The following is a 20,504-nucleotide window of genomic DNA, read 5'->3' as shown; positions in this document are numbered from 1 at the left end:
TCATTCCGCCCCGTCGTCCCCCGAAGCCGCGGCCTGCGCCGAGGTCGGCAGCGTGAGCCGCACGGCGAATCCCCCCTCGCTCAGCGGGCCGATGCTGATCGTCCCGCCGTAGAGCTTGGCCCGCTCCCGCATCCCAAGCAAGCCGTGTCCACTGCCGGTTCGCACTCTGTCTCGATTCACCCCCTTCCCGTCGTCGATGACCGAAACCTCTATGTGCCGCGCGCGGTAGGCGAGTTCGACGACCGCGCCCGCTCCCCGCGCGTGCTTCATCACGTTGGTCAGCGCCTCCTGCACCACGCGGTACGCGCACAGTTCGACGCCGGGGGCCACCGGCCGCGGGGTGCCCGTGACGCGCAGGGTGACGGGGACGCCCCCGGCGCGGACCCGCTCGACCATGTCGTCCAGGCGTGCGAGCCCAGGCATCGGCGCCTCGGGGGCCGCGTCGCCGTCCCGCTCGCCGTCCTCGGCGCGCAGTACCCGCAGCATGCGGCGCAGCTCTTCGAGTGCCTCGCCGCTCGTCCCTGAGATGGTGGTGAGCGCGGCGCGCGCCGTGGCCGGATCCGAGCCGAAGACGAACGTGGCGAGGCCCGCCTGCACGGATATCACCGACATGTGGTGGGCGACTACGTCGTGCAGTTCGCGGGCGATCCGGCCCCGCTCCTCGGCGACCTCGCGCCGGGCCCGCTCGTCCTGCTCCCGCTTGAGCTGGCGGGCCAGTTCGGCGGTGCGGCGGGCGGCATATCCGAAGCGCCAGATCACCAGCGGGAAGCCGATGGCCTGGGCGACGACGGACGGCATCCCGGCGCCGCCGCTCACCACTCCCGCGAAGATCCAGACGGTGCCCATCAGGGCCGCGCAGGGCAGCGAGACGCGGGTGGGCCGCAGCGACCCGACCGTATAGACGGCGAGCATGGGCGCGAAGGTGTTCAGGACGGGCCAGTAGCCGGCCAGTACGTAGACGATCCACACCACGTGGATGAAGAGGAGCACGGCCACCGGTGCCTTGCCGCGCAGCACTGCCGGAGCGTTGGCCAGTACCACCAACGCGTATCCCGTGGCGTCGAGTTCCGGCCAGCCCTGCCGTACGGACTCCTGGCCGAGCAGCACGGCCACCGTGGTCAGGGCGACCGCGATGAGCGCGTCGACGACGAGGGGGCGGATCCGCATCGCCGCAGCGTAACCCCGGTGCGGGCGGCGGACGTCAACCATGCGCGGTACCGCGGTAGTTGCAGGGACCGCGCGCCTACCGCCGCCGGAGCATCCGGATGTCAGCCGGGCGGCTGACGACGCGCCCGCCGTGCCGCCCGTAACGTCGTGGACCGGCGGTGGCCCGGCGCTTCGGGGGAGGACGGGCCACCGTCGCGGGGGGGGGCGCCGGGCGCTAGCTGCTGATCGTGAAGTGCAGCGTGTCGTCCAGGAAGGGGATCTCCAGCCACGGTTCGGGCTGCGCCATCATCGCGAGGAGCACGATGGCGGTGCCGAGCGCCCCGTAGGTGACCATGTCCGTGAAGCGCGAGCGCACCGCCAGCATGCCGACGTCCGGCACGGCCCACCGCAGCAGGGCACCGCCGACGAGCGCGAGGCCGACCAGCATGGTGCCGACGCGGAACACGTCGAGCGCGGTCAGCAGCAGCCCGAGCCCGACCAGCGAGGCGACCCCGAGCAGCGGCCACTGCCGGGCGGGCGCGGGCGCGTCCCCGGACGCCGCACGGCCGCCACCCTCGGGCCGCGCGGTATCCCGAGTGAACAACGGAAACCGCCGCGAAACCTTCCGCGGCTGCCCATCGGGGCCGGGGGCGCTGACGGCACCCTTTGCCTGGACGGTTTCGGGGGTCTCGGGGGTGGCTGTGGCGCCGTGGGCTTCGGGGGTGGCGGTGGTCTCTGCGGCCCCGGGGGCCTCAGAGGACCCGGAGGTCCCAGCGGTCCTGGAAGCCTCGGAAGTCCCGGAAGCCTCCGCCGCCTCCGCCCCCGCAGAAGCCCCCGACGACTCGGTCACCTTTGGGGCACCCGGAGCCTTCGCGATCTCCGGAGCCTTCGGCATCTCCGAGGCCCCCGGAGTCTTCGGGGGCACCGGAGTCTCCGGGCGCCGCGGAGCCGGCCCGGCCCCCCGCTCGGGTTCTGCGTTCATGAGCTGCTCGCCCCTTCCCGGGTCAGCTCGCGGCAGCGATTCGCTCGGCGGCCTCGACGACGTTCACCAGGAGCTGGGCGCGGGTCATCGGGCCCACCCCGCCCGGGTTCGGGGAGATCCATCCGGCGACCTCGGCGACACCCGGGTGGACATCGCCGACGATCTTGCCGCTGTCGTCGCGCGAGACGCCGACGTCCAGGACGGCCGCGCCCGGCTTCACGTCCTCGGGCTTGATGAGGTGCGGGACGCCCGCCGCGGCCACGATGATGTCGGCCCGCTTCAGGTGCGCCGCCAGGTCACGCGTACCGGTGTGGCACTGCGTGACCGTCGCGTTCTCGGACTTGCGGGTGAGCAGGAGCGGCATCGGCCGGCCGATCGTCACGCCGCGGCCCACGACCACGACCTCGGCGCCCTTGATCTCCACGTCGTGCTGCCGCAGCAGCCGGATGATGCCGTACGGAGTGCAGGGCAGCGGCGCCGGCTCGTTCAGGACGAGGCGGCCGAGGTTCATCGGGTGCAGACCGTCGGCGTCCTTGTCCGGGTCCATGAGCTCCAGGACGCGGTTCTCGTCGATGCCCTTGGGCAGCGGCAGCTGGACGATGTAACCGGTGCACGCGGGGTCTTCGTTGAGTTCGCGGACGACCGCCTCGATCTCCTCCTGGGAGGCGGTGGCGGGCAGTTCGCGCTGGATGGAGGCGATGCCGACCTGCGCGCAGTCGCGGTGCTTGCCCGCGACGTACTTCTGGCTGCCCGGGTCGTCACCGACCAGGACGGTACCGAGTCCGGGCGTGACGCCCTTCTCCTTCAGGGCCGCCACGCGGGCGGTCAGTTCGGACTTGATCGCGGCTGCGGTGGCCTTGCCATCGAGAATCTGGGCGGTCATGACCCCATCTTCCCGGATGAGACCCGCCCGGTACCAATCAGGGCGCCCCCTCGGCCGCACGGCGGCCCACCGGCTGATCAGCGAGGTTGCACTTGCACAACACATACGGAATGCGGCTGGACAAATAAGCCGCGCCTAAAGAACGATAAGCGGCACAGTGCCGCGGGCAGTGTCGGGGGGACGGACCGCATCTGTAAGACCTACCTCCGTGATGTGCCGCGTCGTCCCCGCACCACCCGACGGAGGAAGACCGCCATGAGTTACGGCGACCCGAACAACCCCTACGGGCAGCCGCCCCAGCAGCCCCCGGCCGCTCCCGGGTACGGCTATCCCCAGCAGGCCCCGCCCGGCGTCCCGCCCCAGCAGGGCTACGGCTACCCGCAGCAGCCGGCCTACCCCGGCTACCCGGGCGGCAACATGATGCCGCAGTCGATGCCGGGCCTCCTGGTCACCGCGCGCGTCTTCCTGTTCCTCATCTCGGCGGTACAGATCCTGGCCGCGATCGGCTATCTCTACGTCGCTGCGGTCGCGAACGACGTCTCCGACAGCGCCGACGAGTTCGGGCTCAGCGGCGCGGGCGACTTCGGCGACGCGGCCGCCGGCATCTTCGTCGTCATCGCGCTCATCGCGGCCGGCTTCGCCGCCCTGTCGATCACGCTGGGCGTGAAGTTCAGCCGCGGCGGCCAGGGCGTGCGGATCACCACCGTGGTCTACGGCGCGCTCGGCGGCATCCTCGGTCTGATCGGCCTCTTCATCGGCCTCGACTCGGGCCTCGCGACCGCCGTCATCTTCCCGCTGATCTGGGTCGTCTTCGCCGTCATCATCACGATGGCCCCGGTCGTCCCCAGCGGCACCGCGTGGTTCAACCGCCCGCGCTACTGAACGGCTTGGCCCCCCGCACGGGGCACGACCGGTGGCCGCGTCCTCCCCGAGGGGAAGGACGCGGCCACCGTCATGCGGTCATACGTAGGTCAGGTGCCGCTCAGTGGAAGAAGTGCCGCGTCCCCGTGAAGTACATGGTGACGCCCGCCTTCTTCGCCGCCTCCACGACCAGCTCGTCGCGGACCGAACCGCCGGGCTGGACCACGGCCTTGACGCCCGCCGAGGTCAGGATCTCCAGGCCGTCGGGGAAGGGGAAGAACGCGTCGGACGCGGCGTAGGAACCACGCGCCCGCTCCTCGCCCGCCCGCTCGACGGCGAGCTTCGCGGAGTCGACGCGGTTGACCTGGCCCATGCCGACGCCGACCGAGGCACCGTCCTTGGCGAGCAGGATCGCGTTGGACTTGACCGCGCGGCACGCCTTCCAGGCGAACGCCAGCTCGGCGAGCTCACCCGCGTTCAGCGCGTCGCCCGTGGCGAGCGTCCAGTTGGCGGGGTCGTCGCCGTCGGCCTGGAGCCGGTCGGTGACCTGGAGCAGCGCGCCGCCGTCGATCTGCTTGACCTCGACCGGGTTCGCCGGCGCCCGGTGGGCGCGCAGCACGCGGATGTTCTTCTTCTTGGTCAGGACGTCCAGGGCGCCGTCCTCGTACTCGGGCGCGACGATGACCTCGGTGAAGATGTCGGCGACCTGCTCCGCCATCTCCTTGCTCACCGGGCGGTTCACCGCGATGACACCGCCGAACGCGGAGAGCGGGTCGCAGGCGTGCGCCTTGCGGTGCGCCTCGGCGACGTTCGCGCCGATCGCGATGCCGCACGGGTTGGCGTGCTTGATGATCGCGACGCAGGGCTCGTCGTGGTCGTACGCGGCACGGCGCGCGGCGTCCGTGTCCGTGTAGTTGTTGTACGACATCTCCTTGCCGTGCAGCTGCTCGGCCTCGGCGAGGCCGCCCGTGCCGTCGACGTAGAGGGCGGCGCCCTGGTGCGGGTTCTCGCCGTAGCGGAGGACGTTCTTGCGCTCGTACGTGGCGCCGAGGAAGCCGGGGTGACCGGAGTCGTCCGCGGCCGCGTAGTCCGCGGCGAACCAGCCGGCCACCGCCACGTCGTACGCGGCCGTGTGCTGGAACGCTTCTCCCGCGAGCCGCTTGCGCGCGGTCAGGTCGAAGCCGCCGGCCCTGACCGCCGCGAGGACGTCCGCGTACCGCTTCGGGTCGGTGACGACCGCGACGGAGGGGTGGTTCTTGGCGGCGGCGCGGACCATGGACGGGCCGCCGATGTCGATCTGCTCGACGCACTCGTCGGGAGTGGCGCCCGAGGCGACGGTCTCCTTGAAGGGGTACAGGTTCACGACGACGAGCTGGAAGGGCTCGACGCCCAGCTCGGCGAGCTGGTCGCGGTGGTCCGCCAGGCGCAGGTCGGCGAGGATGCCCGCGTGGACCTTGGGGTGCAGGGTCTTGACCCGGCCGTCCAGGCACTCGGGGAAGCCGGTGAGCTCCTCGACCCTGGTGACGGGGACGCCCGCGGCGGCGATCTTCGAGGCGGTCGATCCGGTCGACACGAGCTCGACGCCCGCCTCGTGCAGCCCGCGCGCGAGGTCTTCGAGGCCGGTCTTGTCGTAGACACTGACGAGCGCGCGCTTGACGGGGCGCTGCGCGGCGTTCGAGTCGGCAGCGTTCATAGCTTCGGCGGTCACGGGATAAGAACCTTTCGTCCCTCAATGCGGTAGCCGTGCCGGGCCAGACGCCCCACGACATCGACGAGCAGCGTGCGCTCGACTTCCTTGATGCGCTCGTGCAGAGCGCTCTCGTCATCCTCGTCCCTGACCTCGACCACGCCCTGGGCGATGATCGGGCCGGTGTCGACGCCGTCGTCGACGAAGTGGACGGTGCACCCGGTGACCTTCACGCCGTACGCGAGCGCGTCGCGCGCGCCGTGGGCCCCCGGAAAACTGGGCAGCAGGGCGGGGTGGGTGTTCACGAACCGCCCGCCGAAGCGCGCGAGGAACTCCTTCCCCACGATCTTCATGAACCCGGCGGAGACCACCAGGTCCGGTCCGTGCGCGGCCGTCGCCTCGGCCAGGGCCAGGTCCCACTCGTCGCGGCTCGCGTGGTCCCTCACCCGGCAGACGAAGGTCGGGATCCCGGCGCGTTCGGCGCGCTCCAGGCCCGCGATGCCCTCGCGGTCGGCGCCGACGGCGACGATCTCGGCGCCGTAGGCCTGCGCGCCCACGGCGTGAATGGTGTCGATCAGGGCCTGGAGGTTCGTCCCCGACCCGGAGACCAGCACGACGAGTCGCTTGGGGCGCGCGACCACGGCGCTCTCGGCCACGGCGCTTTCGGCCACAGCGGGGCCCTTTCTCGGGAGGTGCGTCTTTGTACGGTCGTACGAAGGCTTCGAGCCCCGCGATACGGGGAACTCTACGAAGCGGCCGACCGTCAGCAACGATACCGGCACACGGAACCGCCCCTCACGGGACGGGGGCGCGCGCGGAAGGTAGCGTCTGTGGAAAAGGCGCCAATACCGACGATCGCCGGGTGGCCGAGCCGCACACGGTCCCGCATGCGGGCTCCACGGCTCTCCACCACGGCTCTACCAAGGGGAAGACGCACACCAGATGCCGGACCGTAGCCGCCCTTCGTCTCCACCGCAGGACTCCGACTCCCAGGGACCGGAGTCCCGGGGTTCGGGCTCCCAGGGCACGGGCAAGGACGACGACAACCCCTTCGCGCCGCCGCCGGAGGGGACTCCGGACCGGCCGTGGCAGCCGCGCCGCCCCGCCGACGGCCCCGAGGGCTCTTCGCCCGACGGCTCCGGTGAGGGCCACGGCTCTCCCTGGGGCAGCCAGTGGAGCGACCGGCAGCCCGGCCGCTCCCCGGGCGGCTTCGGCGAGCGCCCCGGTCAGCGGGGCGGTCCCGGCCAGGAAGGCCCCTCCGGTCCCGGCGGCGGTGGCCTGCGCTGGGACCCGACGGACCCGTCCCAGCGCCACGCGCGCTACGCCCTGCTCTCGGGCATGTGGGCCTTCTTCTTCGCGCTGTTCGGCTGGCGGTACGTGGCGTTGCTGCTCGGCGCCCTCGCGCTGATGTGGGCCATCCAGTCGCTGCGCGCGAAGCCGCGTACGCCGGACCCGACGCGGCCCGCGGCCGGCGCCGCCGCCCAGGGCGGTCGGGCACAGGGCGAGCCGTCGTCCACGCGGCCGCAGACGACGGCCGCGATCAGCGGTCTGGTGACGGGCGCGCTGGCGCTGGTCATGGTGGCGGGGACGTTCACGGCGCAGCTGGTGTACCGCGACTACTACACGTGCGTGGACGACGCGCTCACCACCACGTCGAAGCAGTCCTGCGAGGATCTCCTGCCCGAGCAGCTGCGTCCGCTCCTCGGCGAGCAGGACGACGACTGACCGCTGCCGCTCTGCCTCACCGCTGTCTCACGGCTCGGGGGGCCGTTCCCCGGCCTCCCGCAGCGCCCGCCGACGGGCTTCGCCGGACGCTTCCTCGGCCGTCGGCAAGAAGGGGTACCGCTCGGAGCCGTGCCGCTCGGAACCGTGCCGGTCGGTGGTGGTTCCGGGAGGCGGAGCCGGGGCCGGGCCCGAGGCGGCGGCCGGGGCGGGCGTCGTCACCTCGGCCGGGGCGCCGCCGCGCCGCGTGAGGACCGCGCGGGAGAGTCCGAGGCGGGCAGGCCCAGGCCGGTAGCCCCAGCGCGGCAGCCGGGGCCGCGGCAGGCGCGCCCTCGCGGCGACGGCAGCGTGAACCGCGGCGTCCACGCCCGGCGTCCGGCGCCGGAGGCCTCCCCCGCGTCGGACCGTGCCGCCGCGTTCGCACTCCCGTCCCCTTCCCGGTCCCGTTCCCCGTCCCTTCCCCGCCCTGCCCCGCGCCCCACCCGGCCGCCGGTGCCGCCACCGCCACCCGTCCCGGACCTCTCCCTCTCCCCGCCCTGGGCGCCGCCGCCCGCGCCCCGCGCCCGACCGCTTCCGCAGCCGCCACGCGCGCAGGATCACCGCCGTCGGCACCGCGATCGGCAGGGTCCAGCACAGCGCCGCCGCCCCGGTCCGCCACCACACCGGCCCGAACTCCGCGAGCACCGCCACGCCCATCGGCCCGCCCGCCGACGCCGCGAGGCCCGCCGTAGCCACCCGCACACCGCCGCCGCCCCGCCGCCCCGGCAGCCGTGCGCCCCAGCGACCAGGCCTCGTCCCGCTCCCCGAAGGCGGGCGCCGCCGACTGGACCGTGCAACACGCCACCACGAGCCCCGCCACCACCGGCACCACCCCCACCGCCCAGTCGAACGGCGTCCCGGGCCCCGCCTCGGGCAACGCCTCCAGCAGCGGGATCCGCGGCAGCCGCGGGCCCGCGTCCACGGCGACGGGGGCGGCGACGCTTCCCGCGCCGACCGCGAAACCTGGGCCGAGGCCGTACGCCGCGCCCCACACCGCCGCGTTCGGCACCAGCGCGAGGGCCAGCAGCAGTACCGCGAACTGCCCCGACCGCACCTCCGTGACCTGCGCGAACGCCTCCGTCACCGGCCCTACGCGCAGCACGAGCGCCACCGCGACCAGCAGCGCGCCGCCGCCGACGAGCGCCACCGCCCCGGCCGCCCCGGCCCGCGCCACGGCGAGCGTTCCGCCGCGTACGAAGAGCCCGTGCACAAGACGACTCCGCAGTACCCGGGGAAGCACGGCGAGCGGGGGCCGCAGGGGCGCCGGGAGGGGACCGCGCGGGCGGCCGAGCGCCGCCCACACCCCGCACGCCGCCGCACCCGCCGCGAAGACGGGCAGGTGCAGCAGCGCGTCGAGGAGGTCCGGCCGCAGCTCGCCGCCCGACGCGTACACCGTCGCGGCGATGCCGACCAGCAGATAGCCGCTCACCACCCCGCACCACGCCGTGCCCACCGGGTGGCCCAACTCCTCCGGGTCGGCCGCGTCCCGCGCCGCCCGGTACACGAGCCAGGCCGGCAGGGCGGAGAGCAGCAGCGGCGTCACGCCGACCGGCACGGACGCCCCTGAGAGCGTGTCCGCCCGGACCAGCTCCGTGCCGTGGGCGAGCAGCCACAGGCTCGCCGCGATGTGCAGGGCCCCGTCGGGGCCGCTGTCCGGATACGGCGAGCTGATCCACAGGGCGATCACCAGCACGGCGAGCGAGCCGAGACCGAGGCCCGCCGCGACGGCCCCGCCCGCCAGGCAGGTCGCCAGTCCGGGGGAACGGTCACGGGACTGTTCGCTCAACAGCTTCACGAGGGGCGGCGAGGCGCTGTGATCGGTCGTCTGGGTCACCCGGCCATGCTCCCAACGACACGCGCTTTCTCCTCGTAACAGGCGAATACCGGATGTGTCGCCCAATATACGTTTATGTACTTTTTCGTTCGGCGGCTCGGCTGCGCCCTGCCCTCCGCCGCACGTCGGCCCACGGTGCGGAGAGTCCGACATGCCCCAGAGCCCTGCCACGTCTCTGCCGTCCCCCAAGGAACGCCGCAGGCTGCGCGAGGCGAAGTCGCTGAGCCAGGCCGCCCTCGCCGCGAAGCTGGGCGTCTCGCGCGAAACGGTCCGCTCCTGGGAAAGGGGCCGCACGCACCCCCAGGGCCGCACCCATGAGGCGTACGCGGAATTCCTGACCGCGGTCGCCGAGGAGCAGACCGGAAAGGCGGCACCCGAAAAGGCGGCACCCGAGGAGACCCCACCCGCACCCAAGGCCACCCCCGGCGCCTCGCCCGCCCGCCGGAACCTGCGGACGCAACCCGCCGAGGCCGCGAGGTCGACGACGCGGCCCGAGGCCCCCGCCAAGCGCGCGGCGGGGCCCCAGACGCCCACCGCCGTGGCCGCCGCCCCGGCCGCGGTGACCGGCCACCCCCATCGCGGCCCGGCCCCCGCGCGCCGGGCGGATCTCACCCCTGCCCAGGCCTTCGACGCCCTCTGCGAGGACACCGCTCCCGCCCTGGTCCGCCAGACCTATCTGCTCACCGGGCGCCGCACCCTCGCCCAGGAAGCCGTCGAACGGGCATTCCAGCAGGCCTGGCACCGCTGGCCGGAGGTGGCCGTGGACCGTGACCCGGCAGGCTGGGTCCGCGCCGCCGCGCACGAGTACGCGATGTCGCCCTGGCACCGCTTCCGGCCGCGCCTGCACTTCCCGGACGCCCCGCCCGCCGAACCGGCCGACCGCGTCCTCTTCGGCGTACTCCTGAGCCTGTCGCCCGCCCAGCGCCGCGCCCTGCTGCTCTACGACGGCCTCGGCCTCGACCTGCCCGACACGGCGGCCGAGACGGAGGCGAGCACGCCGACCACCGCGAACCGCCTGCTGTACGCGCGCGAGGTCATCGCCGAGCGGCTGCCCGACCTGGCCGACCCCGAGACCCTGCACCGGCGCCTCGGCGAACTGGCCGCCACGGAGAAGCTCCGGTCGCCGAAACCGGAACGCGTACGGATCACCGGTGAGCGCCGCGCCCGCCTCTGGACCCGGGCGGCCATCGCCCTCACGACCCTGATCGTCGGAGCCACGGCCCTGACCCTGCGCACGGCCCCGACCCGGTACGAGCCGCCGCAGTCCCCGGGCAAGGCCATCAGCGGCGTACCGGCCCGGATGGGCCCGGGCCCTCTCACGTACCAGGACACGAAACTGCGCGAGAAGCTCCGCGCGGAACTGACGACGGGCCGCCACCGCCTGGCCCCGCAGCCGAAATGACGCCCCTGTAAGGGGCTCCCTTCCAGGGCGCGGGGAACCGCGCGACCGGCCCCCACCGGCCCGCAGGTGAAAAACACGAAGTGGGCCCGCACCTCAACAGAGATGCGGGCCCACCTTCAACGGCGGAGGTGAGCTCAGCCCGCCAGGATGGCCCGCGCCAGCTTGGCCGTCTCGGTCGGCGTCTTGCCGACCTTGACGCCCGCGGCCTCAAGGGCCTCCTTCTTGGCCTGCGCGGTGCCGGAGGAGCCGGAGACGATGGCGCCGGCGTGGCCCATGGTCTTGCCCTCGGGCGCCGTGAAGCCCGCGACGTAGCCGACGACCGGCTTCGTCACGTTGGCCTTGATGTAGTCCGCCGCACGCTCCTCGGCGTCGCCGCCGATCTCGCCGATCATGACGATCAGGTCGGTGTCAGGGTCGGCCTCGAACGCCTCCAGGGCGTCGATGTGCGTCGTGCCGATGACCGGGTCGCCACCGATGCCGACGGCCGAGGAGAAGCCGATGTCACGCAGCTCGTACATCATCTGGTACGTCAGCGTGCCGGACTTCGAGACCAGGCCGATGCGGCCCGGCTTCGTGATGTCGCCCGGGATGATGCCGGCGTTCGACTGGCCCGGGGTGATGAGACCGGGGCAGTTCGGGCCGATGATGCGGGTCTTGTTGCCCTTCGACTTCGCGTACGCCCAGAAGGCGGCGGAGTCGTGGACGGCGATGCCCTCGGTGATGACGACGGCGAGGGGGATCTCGGCGTCGATCGCCTCGACGACGGCGGCCTTGGAGAAGGCCGGCGGCACGAAGAGGACGGAGACGTTGGCGCCCGTCTTCTCCATGGCCTCCTTGACGGTGCCGAAGACCGGTACCTCGGTGCCGTCGAAGTCGACGGACGTGCCGGCCTTGCGCGGGTTCACGCCGCCGACGATGTTCGTGCCGTCACCCAGCATGAGCTTGGTGTGCTTCATGCCCGTGGCACCGGTCATGCCCTGGACGATGACCTTGCTGTCCTTGTTGAGGAAGATAGCCATGGCTGTTCTGTCCCTCGTCCCTTACTTCGCGGCCGCGAGCTCGGCGGCCTTGTCGGCCGCGCCGTCCATGGTGTCCACACGCTGCACGAGCGGGTGGTTGGCGTCGCTCAGGATCTTGCGACCCAGCTCCGCGTTGTTGCCGTCGAGGCGCACGACCAGCGGCTTCTCGACCTTCTCGCCCTTGGAGGCGAGCAGTTCCAGGGCCTGCACGATGCCGTTGGCGACCTCGTCGCACGCGGTGATGCCACCGAAGACGTTGACGAAGACGGACTTGACGTCCGAGTCGCCGAGGATGATCTCCAGGCCGTTCGCCATGACCTCGGCGGAGGCGCCGCCACCGATGTCGAGGAAGTTGGCGGGCTTCACGCCGCCGTGCGCCTCACCGGCGTACGCGACGACGTCCAGGGTGCTCATGACGAGACCCGCGCCGTTGCCGATGATGCCGACCTCGCCGTCGAGCTTCACGTAGTTGAGGCCCTTGGCCTTGGCCGCAGCTTCGAGCGGGTTAGCTGCGTCCTTGTCCTCGAGCGCCTCGTGCTCCGGCTGGCGGAAGTCGGCGTTGGCGTCCAGGGACACCTTGCCGTCCAGGGCCAGGATGCGGCCGTCCTTGGTCTTCACCAGGGGGTTGACCTCGACGAGGAGCGCGTCCTCGGCGACGAAGGTGTCCCACAGGGTCACCATGGCCTCGGCGACCTTCTCGGCCACGTCGGCCGGGAACTTCGCCTGGGCCACGATCTCGCGGGCCTTCTCGATGTTCACGCCCTCGACGGCGTTGACCGGGACCTTCGCGAGGGCCTCGGGGGTCTTCTCCGCGACCTCCTCGATGTCCATGCCGCCCTGCACCGAGGCCATGGCCAGGAAGGTGCGGTTGGTGCGGTCGAGGAGGTACGAGACGTAGTACTCCGCCTCGATCTCCGGAGAAAGCTCGGCGATCATCACCTTGTGGACCGTGTGGCCCTTGATGTCCATGCCGAGGATGTCCGTCGCGCGAGCGACGGCCTCGTCCGGATTCGCCGCCAGCTTCACGCCGCCGGCCTTGCCGCGGCCACCGACCTTCACCTGCGCCTTGACGACCGACTTGCCGCCCAGTCGCTCGGTGGCCTCGCGCGCCGCCTCAGGCGTGTCGATGACTTCACCGGCCAGCACCGGTACACCGTGCTTGGCGAAGAGGTCCCTCGCCTGGTACTCGAACAGGTCCACGCGCGTCCGTCCCTAATCCGTGATCTCGCTGCGATCTCGCTGCTTTGGTGTCAGCTGTCTGCGTGGGCGTGCCGCGGAGGGCAACGTGACTGCGCTGTCACAAGGGAGGCGTAGGACGGAGTCCAATACGCGGCATGTCCGTCTCGCAGGTTATCGCCGTGGGCCGTGGGTCCCTAAATCGCAGATCACATTTGGGCGGTGATGACGGTCACAGAGCGGCCCCTTACGGCGTGACCGGCCTCGCCCGGCCGCGGCGGTCACCACGGCAAACGGGCGGCCCCCGCTGCGTCAGGGGCCGCCCGTTTACTTCAGTTGCTCCAGTTGCTCCCGCGATCAGGCGGTGTACGACGTGTACGGGGCCTGGGGGGTCTGCGGGGCCTGGGGGTCTGCGGGGCCTGCGACGCGAGCGGGGCCTGCGGCGCGTGCGGGGTGTAGGACGCGATCGAGTCGTACGTCGGCAGGTAGTCCGGCGTGACGTCGGCGCCGACGCGCTGGACGCCGGTGACGGCGTTACCGGCGAGCGCCTGGGCGTCGGGGGTGACGGTGCCGGTCAGGTCCTGCGCGAAGGGCTGGACGTGTGAGACGACTCCGCCGGCGAACGGCCGTACGTCGCCCGTGACCCCCTGCGCCAGGCTGTCCGCGCTGCCGCCGACGCCCCGCACGACGGGGTTCACCTGGTCCACGACGGTCTGCACGAGCGGCGTGACCGAGCCGATGACGCCGCCGGCGAACGGCCGCACGTCCTCGTCGACGACCGCCTGCGCGAACGGCGGCACCTGTCCGACGACCCCGGCCGCGAACGGCTGCACGTCGCCGACCACGCCCTGCGCGAGGTACGACGCGTCCCCGACGGCCTGCCCGGCGACGGGCAGGAGCCCCTCGACGGCGGTGGCGGCGATGGGCGGCAGCACGGCGGCGGCGGTCTCGTCGACGATCGGCGAGGCGGGGGTCATGGTGGCTGCCGTGGCGGTGGTGGCGGCGCCCTGGGTCTGGACCGCGGTGCCCTGGGTGTAGGCGGCGGCGTCCTCGGCGTAGGCGCCGGTGCTCTGGGCGTAGGTGGCGGTGTCATCGGCGTAGGCGACGGTGTCATCGGCGTAGGCCGGGGCGTGCGCGGCGGCGCCCTGGGCCTCGGCGCGGGCCTGGGTGAGATCCGGGGCGAAGGCGGAGAGGGGGCCGAACAGGTAGTCGACCTCGTCCGCCGCGTCGACCTGCGGGAGCGCGCCGTCGACGTACTGGCGGACCTGGTCCTGGAGGTGGCCCGGGAGCGCGGTCTTCCTCTCGGCCTGGACGGCGGTCTTGGCCGCGGTCTTCTTGGCCTGGGTCGCGGTCTTCTCGGCCTGGGCCGTGGTGGAGCCACCGGTGGCCTTGGAGGCCTTGGCCTGGACGCCGGACGCCTTGGCCTTGGCCTTCGCCTCCTGGGCCTTGATGCCGGTGGCCTCGTCGGTGACGTCGGAGACCGCGTCCGACGCCTGGTCCGGGAGCGCGACGGAGTGCTGGGGCAGCTCGTCGGCGCTGGCGACGGCGGAACCGAGCGCCCACGCACCGGTGACACCAGCGGCTATGACGATGGAACGACGGATGTTCTTGTTCATGCTCGCGTGATCCTTCGAATTCTTGCTCTGGCTGTGGATCCGGTCCGCGGGAGTCCTTCGCAGGAGTCCGGCGGCCGACGGGCAGACCTGTCCCGCCCCCGCGCGGCAGGTCATCGCGGGGAAAGGGCTGCCCTAGCCAGGGAATTCGGGGATGTCACGGTGCCGGTCGCGGATCGGCGCGCAGTCCGCGGGACGCCCGGGCCCCGCGAGCAGCCGGACCGGCGCGCGGCTGTCGAGCGCGGCGGCGCACTGATCGCCGTGGCGCGACGCGTTGCCGTCCACGGCGGTGGCGTTGCCGAGCCTGCCTCCGGGGGCGGCGGGCGAGGGCGTGTGGCCCGCGCCGTATTCACCCACGGCCTTGCCGCTGCCGCTGTGGGCGCCGACGCGGTGGCCCGGGAGCCAGGCCCCGGTGGCGTACGGCGACTCTGCCCGCGGCCCGGCCGACCGCTCGGCACGGTGCTTCGGCCCGGAAGCGGAACCGTCGTCGCCCCGCGCCCCGCCCTCCGAGGCGGCCTCGGGCGCGGGCATGGGCGCAGGCGTGGCTCCGGGGGCCGGGGCGGGATCGGCGTCGCGGCCGGGGCCCTCCCCGTCGCCGACGCCCCCGTCGCCGAGGCCCGGAAGCTGCGGCTCCGGAATCCACCGGGTCGGCGGCGGCGTCTCGCGCAGGGCGTCGGTGACGTCGTCCACGGCCTTGCCGACCGGGAGTTCGGTTCGCGGTACCTCGGGCTTCACGACCGGCTCGATGCTGTACCGCAGGGCGGCGGCCCGGGTCACCGGCTTGGTGGCGGGCTCGGCTGCGGCTGCGGTGGCCGCCTCGGTTTCGACTGCGGCTTCGCTGGCCGCCTCGGTTTCGGCTGCCGCTTTGGTGGCCGCAGAGGCAGTGATCGACTCGGCGACGGCCGCGCCGCCCGATTGCCGGGCAACCGGAACCGGCTCGGCAGACCGCGCCGACTGGACCCCCTCCAAGGGGCGCGACGGAACGCCTTCCACCGCCTGCGCCCGCTCCCCGAAGAGGAGCCCGAGAACCAGCAACCCCAGCAACCCACCCAGCACCAGCGCCACGCGCAGCACACGTCGCCCGGTCACCGTGTACGCGAGGCGCACGGCGGCTCCGGACGGAGCGGCTGCGGAAGCGGGAGTCAAGGCGGGGAGAGTCCTCTGCTGAGGGGAAGGTCCGTCTCACGGCGCGGCGGAACGCATCGCTCCGCAGGTGAGGCGCGTCGATCCTCGCACGGGACGCCCGCCGTCGCGCAAGCCCCCTGCTACCGATGGGCAGTCATGTCCGGTTCCCCCCACTGATGTCCGGTATGGGAAGCGGGCGCCTCTCGATCGCCGCGGCCATCACCTCCGGGAAGAGGTCCGGCGTACAGGCGAAGGCCGGCGCGTCCAGCGCGGCGAGCGCGGCCGCGTGCTCGCGGTCGTACGCGGGCGCCCCCTCGTCGGAGAGCGCGAGCAGCGTCACGAACTGCACTCCGGAGGCCTTCATCGCCGCGACCCGCTTCAGCATCTCGTCGCGTATGCCGCCTTCGTAGAGGTCGCTGATGAGGACGACGACCGTCTCGGCGGGCCGGGTGATCTGCGACTGGCAGTACGCCAGGGCGCGGTTGATGTCCGTCCCGCCGCCCAGCTGCGTGCCGAACAGGACGTCCACCGGGTCGTCGAGCTGCTCGGTGAGGTCCACGACGTTGGTGTCGAAGACGACGAGGCGTGTGTTCAGCGAGCGCATGGAGCCGAGGACGGCCCCGAACACCGAGGCGTAGACGACGGACGCCGCCATCGAGCCCGACTGGTCGACGCAGAGGATGACGTGCTTCTTCACGGACTGCGACGCACGCCCGTACCCGATGAGCCGTTCGGGGACGACCGTCCTGTACTCCGGCAGGTAGTTCTTGATGTTGACCGCGATGGTGCGGTTCCAGTCGATGTCGTGGTGGCGGGGCCTGCTGACGCGCGCGCTGCGGTCGAGCGCGCCGGTGAGCGTGGAGCGGGTCCTGGTCGCGAGCCGCTTCTCCAGTTCCTCGACGACCTTGCGCACGACGGCCCGTGCGGTCTCCTTGGTCGTCTCCGGCATGGCCTTGTTGAGGGAGAGCAGCGTGCCGACCAAGTGCACGTCCGCCTCGACGGCCTCCAGCATCTCGGGCTCCAGGAGCAGCGTGGAGAGCCCGAGCCGGTCGATGGCGTCGCGCTGCATGACCTGGACGACGGACGAGGGGAAGTACGTCCGGATGTCGCCGAGCCAACGCGCGACGGACGGCGCGGATCCGCCGAGCCCCGCCGAACGGTCCCGCCCCCGGCCCTCCTTCCCGTCCCCCGCGCCGTAGAGCGCGGTGAGCGCGCCGTCCATCGCCGCGTCCTGCCCGGCGAGCGCGCGTCCCGTCCCGTCGGCGCTGTCCCCGCCGAGCACGAGGCGCCACCGCCGCAGCCGCTCATCCGTCGTGCCGGTCATCCCGCCACCCCCATCGTGTCGTCGCTCTCCCTCTGTGCCATGCCGAGCAGCAGCCGCACGGTCGGTACGGCGGCGTCCGCGCGCGCGGCATCGATCACCTCGCCGAAGCCGGGCACGCCGCCCCCGCCCACCACGGGCCCTGCCCCCGGCGTCCCACGCCGCACCAGCTCCCCCAACGTCCGCCGCACCCCGGGCTCGTACGCCGAGAACGTGCGCCGCAGCAACGGCAGTACGTCGATGAAGGCGTCGTCCGACACGCCGCTCAGCCAGTCGTCGACCAGGCCGAGCAGCCGCTCGTCGTGCACGAGGAGCATCCCGCCCCCCGACCCGCCCCCGACGAAGCCCTCGATCCAGGCGGCGGCTTCGGCCGGTTCGCTCCCCCGTGACAGGGCGAGCCCCATCAACCGGGCGACTTCGTCGCCCGCCAACTCCCCACCGTCCAACAACAGCCGCACACACCGCCCCCGCACAACCCCGGCAACCGTGTCCCGCCGCGCGATCACACGCAACACGGAGCCCCACCGCGCCCGCATCCCGTGCACGCGGTCCCTGCCGGGGACGGCCGGCCCTCTCCCCTGGGCACCGTCCGCCGGTATCCCGCCAGGGCCAGCCGGCCCACCTGTGACGCCGTCCCGTTCACGCCCGGCCTCGGCAGAGCCCGCAGGGGACTCCTCGGCAGGGCCCCCGCGGAACTCCCCGAGCAGCCCGACCGCCTGGTGGACGGCGTCCACATGCCCCCGCATCTCCAGGGCCGCGTCCGTGCCGAGCCCCACGCAGGCGCCCGGCAGCCCCACGAAGACCCGCTCGGCCAGTCCGAGGGCGACCTCGCCGAGAGCCCCCGTGTCCGTCCCCCGCACGTCCCCGTAGCGGAGCGAGCGCACGAGGGCGGGCAGGGCCTGCGCGAGGTGCCCGACGTCCGCGTCCAGTGCCGCCCGGTCGGCGAGCACCCGCATCACGACGGGCAACGCCTCCGGCAGCTCCGCCAGCAGACACCGCTCGGCGAGCGCGGTGACATCGGCGAGGCCCGCCGCCCCGACCGCGTCGGCCGACGCCTTGCCGGAGGCCGCGCCGAGGACCGTGGTCCCCCACACCCCGGCCTCCGCGACCCGCACGGACAGCTCCGGCTCCCACCGCAGCCGCCAGGTCTCCCGGAACGTCCCCGTGCTCCCCCGGGACCGCTCCGGCCGACCCCAGTCGACGCCGAGGAGCCGCAGGCGGTGCAGCAGCGTGCTGCGGGCCGCGTCCGTCTCCTTGCGGAGGTCGAGCTCCACCTCCCGCTCCAGCGCCTCCGGTTTGAGCCGCAGCCTGCGCTGCGCACGCGTGAGGTCGCGCTGGAGCGGCACGGCGGGCGCCGACTCGGGGACCTCCCCCAGCACGTCCCCGACGACGAGCCTGTCGTGCACGAGGGCGAGCGGCACGTCCGAGCCCTCGCACATCACCGCCCGCACGGCGTCGGTCGTCTCGCTGAGCCCGGCCAGCGGCCGCCCCCGCATCGCGGCCAGCGCCTCGGCGAGCCGTACCGCCTCGATGACGTGCGCGGACGACACGAGCCGGTCCTCGTCGCGCAGGAGCCCCGCGACCTTCGTCATCCAGCGCTCCAGGGGCCGGTCGGCCGCGGCGAACAGGTGGCCGTACCAGCCGGGGGAGGCGATCCCCGCCCCATACCCACTGGCACGGGAGAGGCGACGGTGGGTCCAGGGGACCCACGTCATCTCGGCCTTCACCTTCGGGAGCCCCTTGAGCAGCGCCCGGTCGGCGGCCACGGTGGCCTTGCGCCGCAGCGCGGGCACATGCCAGGCCCCGCACACCACCGCCACGCGGTCGGGGCCGAACTCCTTCTGGGCGGCGCGCATCCGAAGCCTCATGTGGGCCTCGCGGACCAGGTCACGGCTGTGCCCGCCATCTCCGTAGACCTCGCGCAGCGCCTCCATCGCATCACTCACCGCCTCGAACGGCGCGAACGCGTCACCGCCCGCCTCCCGGTGTTCGACGACGTCCTCCCACCAGCGCTCGGGGTCGTCGTATCCGGCCGTCTCGGCGAGGACTGCGATGGGGTCGATCCGTACGGCGTCCTCACCCTCCTCGGGCACATCACTCCCCTCAAGCACATCACCCCCCTCGGGCACATCAGGCTCGTCGGACTCATCAGACTCGTCGGACTCGGCAGGCTTCTCCGCCCGCGCCAGCGAGTGCGCCGCCGGCAGGTCGATGAAGCGGACCGGTACATCCCTCTCCACGGCCCACCGGATGGCCACCCACTCCGGGGAGAACTCGGCGAGCGGCCAGAACGCCGAGCGACCCGGCTCGTCCACGACGTGCGCGAGCAACGCGACCGGCGGCCGCATCCCCTCGTCACCGGCCAGCCGCACCAGGGGGTCGGCCTCCGGCGGTCCCTCGACGAGGACGGCGTCCGGCCGCGCCTCGTCGAGCGCGGCCCACACCGCGCGGGCCGACCCGGGCCCGTGGTGCCGCACCCCGAGCAGCAGCGTCCCACCCGCCCCCGTCATGCGCTCACCTCTCGGCACGCGCGGTAGAAGTCCTTCCAGCCGTCCCGCTCCCGCACCACCGTCTCCAGGTACTCCTGCCAGATCACGCGGTCCGCCGCCGGGTCGCGCACCACGGCGCCGAGGATGCCCGCTGCCACGTCGCCGGGGCGGAGGACGCCGTCTCCGAAGTGGGCAGCCAGGGCGAGGCCGTTGGTGACGACGGAGATCGCCTCGGCCGTCGACAGCGTGCCGCTGGGCGACTTCACCTTCGTACGCCCGTCGGCCGTCACGCCGTCGCGCAGCTCGCGGAAGACGGTGACGACACGGCGTATCTCGTCGAGGCCCTCAGGGCCCGCGGGCAGGTCGAGCGCGCGGCCGATCTGATCGACACGGCGCGAGACGATGTCGACCTCGGCGTCGGCGCTCTCCGGCAGGGGCAGCACCACGGTGTTGAAGCGGCGGCGCAGGGCGCTCGACAGGTCGTTGACCCCGCGGTCGCGGTCGTTGGCAGTGGCGATGAGGTTGAAGCCCCGTACGGCCTGGACCTCCTGGCCCAGCTCGGGGATGGGGAGGGTCTTCTCCGACAGGATCGTGATGAGCGTGTCCTGCACGTCGGCGGGGATGCGGGTCAGCTCCTCGACGCGCGCCGTCATCCCCTCGGCCATCGCCCGCATCACGGGGCTCGGCACGAGCGCGTCACGGCTCGGGCCGTGGGCGAGGAGCTGGGCGTAGTTCCACCCGTACCGGATGGCCTCTTCCGGGGTGCCCGCCGTGCCCTGCACGAGCAGTGTCGAATCCCCGCTGACCGCGGCCGCGAGATGCTCGGACACCCAGGTCTTGGCCGTGCCGGGCACGCCGAGCAGCAGCAGGGCGCGATCTGTGGCGAGCGTGGTGACGGCGACCTCGACGATGCGGCGCGGACCCACGTACTTCGGCGTGATCACGGTGCCGTCGGGCAGCGTGCCGCCGAGCAGATACATCGCCACGGCCCACGGGGAGAGCTTCCACCGCTGCGGCCGCGGCCGGTCGTCCTGCGCGGCGAGGGCGGCCAGCTCGGCGGCGAAGGCGTGCTCCGCGTGCGGCCTCAGGACCGTGTCCTGATTCGCGGTCGCGGACGTCGTCGAGTCGATGGAAACGGTCATGGAGCGATCCCCCTCCAGCTCGTCCGGGCACATCTGGCCCGGATGTGTCTCCACCGTGCACCA

Annotated in this window: 16 protein-coding genes; 3 read left to right on the top strand and 13 right to left on the bottom strand. The window is 73.1% G+C overall.

Annotated features, from left to right (window positions below; translation table 11 throughout):
* The 3 genes from KKZ08_RS23325 to KKZ08_RS23315 form a co-directional block, all read right to left on the bottom strand.
* Complete coding sequence (locus tag KKZ08_RS23325) at positions 1 to 1,167, bottom strand: sensor histidine kinase (protein ID WP_223776296.1); 1,167 nt, start codon at positions 1,165 to 1,167, stop codon at positions 1 to 3.
* A gap of 214 nt (positions 1,168 to 1,381) precedes the next feature.
* Positions 1,382 to 2,023 (bottom strand): DUF3017 domain-containing protein, encoded by a 642-nt coding sequence (locus tag KKZ08_RS23320; RefSeq protein WP_263303406.1) that lies wholly within the window; start codon positions 2,021 to 2,023, stop codon positions 1,382 to 1,384.
* A gap of 127 nt (positions 2,024 to 2,150) precedes the next feature.
* Positions 2,151 to 3,011 carry a bifunctional methylenetetrahydrofolate dehydrogenase/methenyltetrahydrofolate cyclohydrolase gene (locus KKZ08_RS23315; protein WP_223776294.1) on the bottom strand — a complete coding sequence of 287 codons (861 nt, stop codon included), beginning with the start codon at positions 3,009 to 3,011 and terminating at the stop codon, positions 2,151 to 2,153.
* 255 nt (positions 3,012 to 3,266) lie between these two features.
* Here KKZ08_RS23315 and KKZ08_RS23310 point away from each other — a divergent pair, with 255 nt between their 5' ends.
* Positions 3,267 to 3,893 carry a hypothetical protein gene (locus KKZ08_RS23310; RefSeq protein WP_223776293.1) on the top strand — a complete coding sequence of 209 codons (627 nt, stop codon included), beginning with the start codon at positions 3,267 to 3,269 and terminating at the stop codon, positions 3,891 to 3,893.
* A 100-nt stretch (positions 3,894 to 3,993) separates the two neighbouring features.
* Here the strand turns inward: KKZ08_RS23310 and purH are convergent, their stop codons facing one another.
* Together purH and purN are read right to left on the bottom strand one after the other, a co-directional pair.
* Positions 3,994 to 5,565: a bifunctional phosphoribosylaminoimidazolecarboxamide formyltransferase/IMP cyclohydrolase gene (gene purH, locus KKZ08_RS23305; protein WP_223779152.1), complete on the bottom strand. Its 1,572-nt coding sequence runs from the start codon at positions 5,563 to 5,565 to the stop codon at positions 3,994 to 3,996.
* A gap of 11 nt (positions 5,566 to 5,576) precedes the next feature.
* On the bottom strand, positions 5,577 to 6,200 hold the full coding sequence (purN, locus tag KKZ08_RS23300; protein ID WP_223779151.1) for a phosphoribosylglycinamide formyltransferase: 624 nt from the start codon (positions 6,198 to 6,200) through the stop codon (positions 5,577 to 5,579).
* A gap of 301 nt (positions 6,201 to 6,501) precedes the next feature.
* Here purN and KKZ08_RS23295 point away from each other — a divergent pair, with 301 nt between their 5' ends.
* Positions 6,502 to 7,284, top strand: coding sequence for a hypothetical protein (locus tag KKZ08_RS23295; protein ID WP_223776292.1), 783 nt, complete (start codon positions 6,502 to 6,504; stop codon positions 7,282 to 7,284).
* 16 nt (positions 7,285 to 7,300) lie between these two features.
* On the opposite strand, the gene KKZ08_RS23290 is transcribed toward KKZ08_RS23295, so the two are convergent.
* Positions 7,301 to 9,154 carry a DUF6350 family protein gene (locus KKZ08_RS23290; protein ID WP_223776291.1) on the bottom strand — a complete coding sequence of 618 codons (1,854 nt, stop codon included), beginning with the start codon at positions 9,152 to 9,154 and terminating at the stop codon, positions 7,301 to 7,303.
* Positions 9,155 to 9,305: 151 nt separating this feature from the next.
* On the opposite strand from KKZ08_RS23290, the gene KKZ08_RS23285 reads away from it, so the two are divergent.
* The gene (locus tag KKZ08_RS23285) at positions 9,306 to 10,556 is read left to right on the top strand and encodes a helix-turn-helix domain-containing protein (protein WP_223776290.1); all 1,251 of its coding nucleotides are present in this window, start codon (positions 9,306 to 9,308) and stop codon (positions 10,554 to 10,556) included.
* A 134-nt stretch (positions 10,557 to 10,690) separates the two neighbouring features.
* On the opposite strand, the gene sucD is transcribed toward KKZ08_RS23285, so the two are convergent.
* The 7 genes from sucD to KKZ08_RS23250 form a co-directional block, all read right to left on the bottom strand.
* Positions 10,691 to 11,575, bottom strand: a complete 885-nt coding sequence (sucD, locus tag KKZ08_RS23280; RefSeq protein WP_127912796.1) for a succinate--CoA ligase subunit alpha — start codon at positions 11,573 to 11,575, stop codon at positions 10,691 to 10,693.
* 21 nt (positions 11,576 to 11,596) lie between these two features.
* Entirely contained in the window at positions 11,597 to 12,775 is a 1,179-nt protein-coding gene (gene sucC / locus KKZ08_RS23275; RefSeq protein ID WP_223776289.1) for an ADP-forming succinate--CoA ligase subunit beta, read from the bottom strand.
* 308 nt (positions 12,776 to 13,083) lie between these two features.
* A complete protein-coding gene (locus KKZ08_RS23270; RefSeq protein WP_223776288.1) occupies positions 13,084 to 14,367 on the bottom strand; it encodes a hypothetical protein in 1,284 nt (427 codons plus the stop codon).
* 132 nt (positions 14,368 to 14,499) lie between these two features.
* Positions 14,500 to 15,510, bottom strand: coding sequence for a hypothetical protein (locus KKZ08_RS23265; protein WP_223776287.1), 1,011 nt, complete (start codon positions 15,508 to 15,510; stop codon positions 14,500 to 14,502).
* Positions 15,511 to 15,643: 133 nt separating this feature from the next.
* The gene (locus KKZ08_RS23260) at positions 15,644 to 16,813 is read right to left on the bottom strand and encodes a VWA domain-containing protein (RefSeq protein ID WP_223776286.1); all 1,170 of its coding nucleotides are present in this window, start codon (positions 16,811 to 16,813) and stop codon (positions 15,644 to 15,646) included.
* Positions 16,810 to 19,320 carry a DUF5682 family protein gene (locus tag KKZ08_RS23255; RefSeq protein WP_223776285.1) on the bottom strand — a complete coding sequence of 837 codons (2,511 nt, stop codon included), beginning with the start codon at positions 19,318 to 19,320 and terminating at the stop codon, positions 16,810 to 16,812. Before KKZ08_RS23255 ends, KKZ08_RS23260 begins: the two co-directional genes overlap by 4 nt.
* The gene (locus KKZ08_RS23250) at positions 19,317 to 20,441 is read right to left on the bottom strand and encodes an AAA family ATPase (RefSeq protein ID WP_223776284.1); all 1,125 of its coding nucleotides are present in this window, start codon (positions 20,439 to 20,441) and stop codon (positions 19,317 to 19,319) included. The genes KKZ08_RS23255 and KKZ08_RS23250 overlap by 4 nt, the downstream gene beginning before the upstream one ends.
* Positions 20,442 to 20,504 lie beyond the last annotated feature (63 nt).

Origin of the sequence: Streptomyces sp. 135 (assembly GCF_020026305.1) — a bacterium.
Classification (GTDB): domain Bacteria; phylum Actinomycetota; class Actinomycetes; order Streptomycetales; family Streptomycetaceae; genus Streptomyces.
The sequence above is the reverse complement of the archived record's forward strand: the minus strand, read 5'-3'. Positions and strand labels throughout refer to the sequence as shown.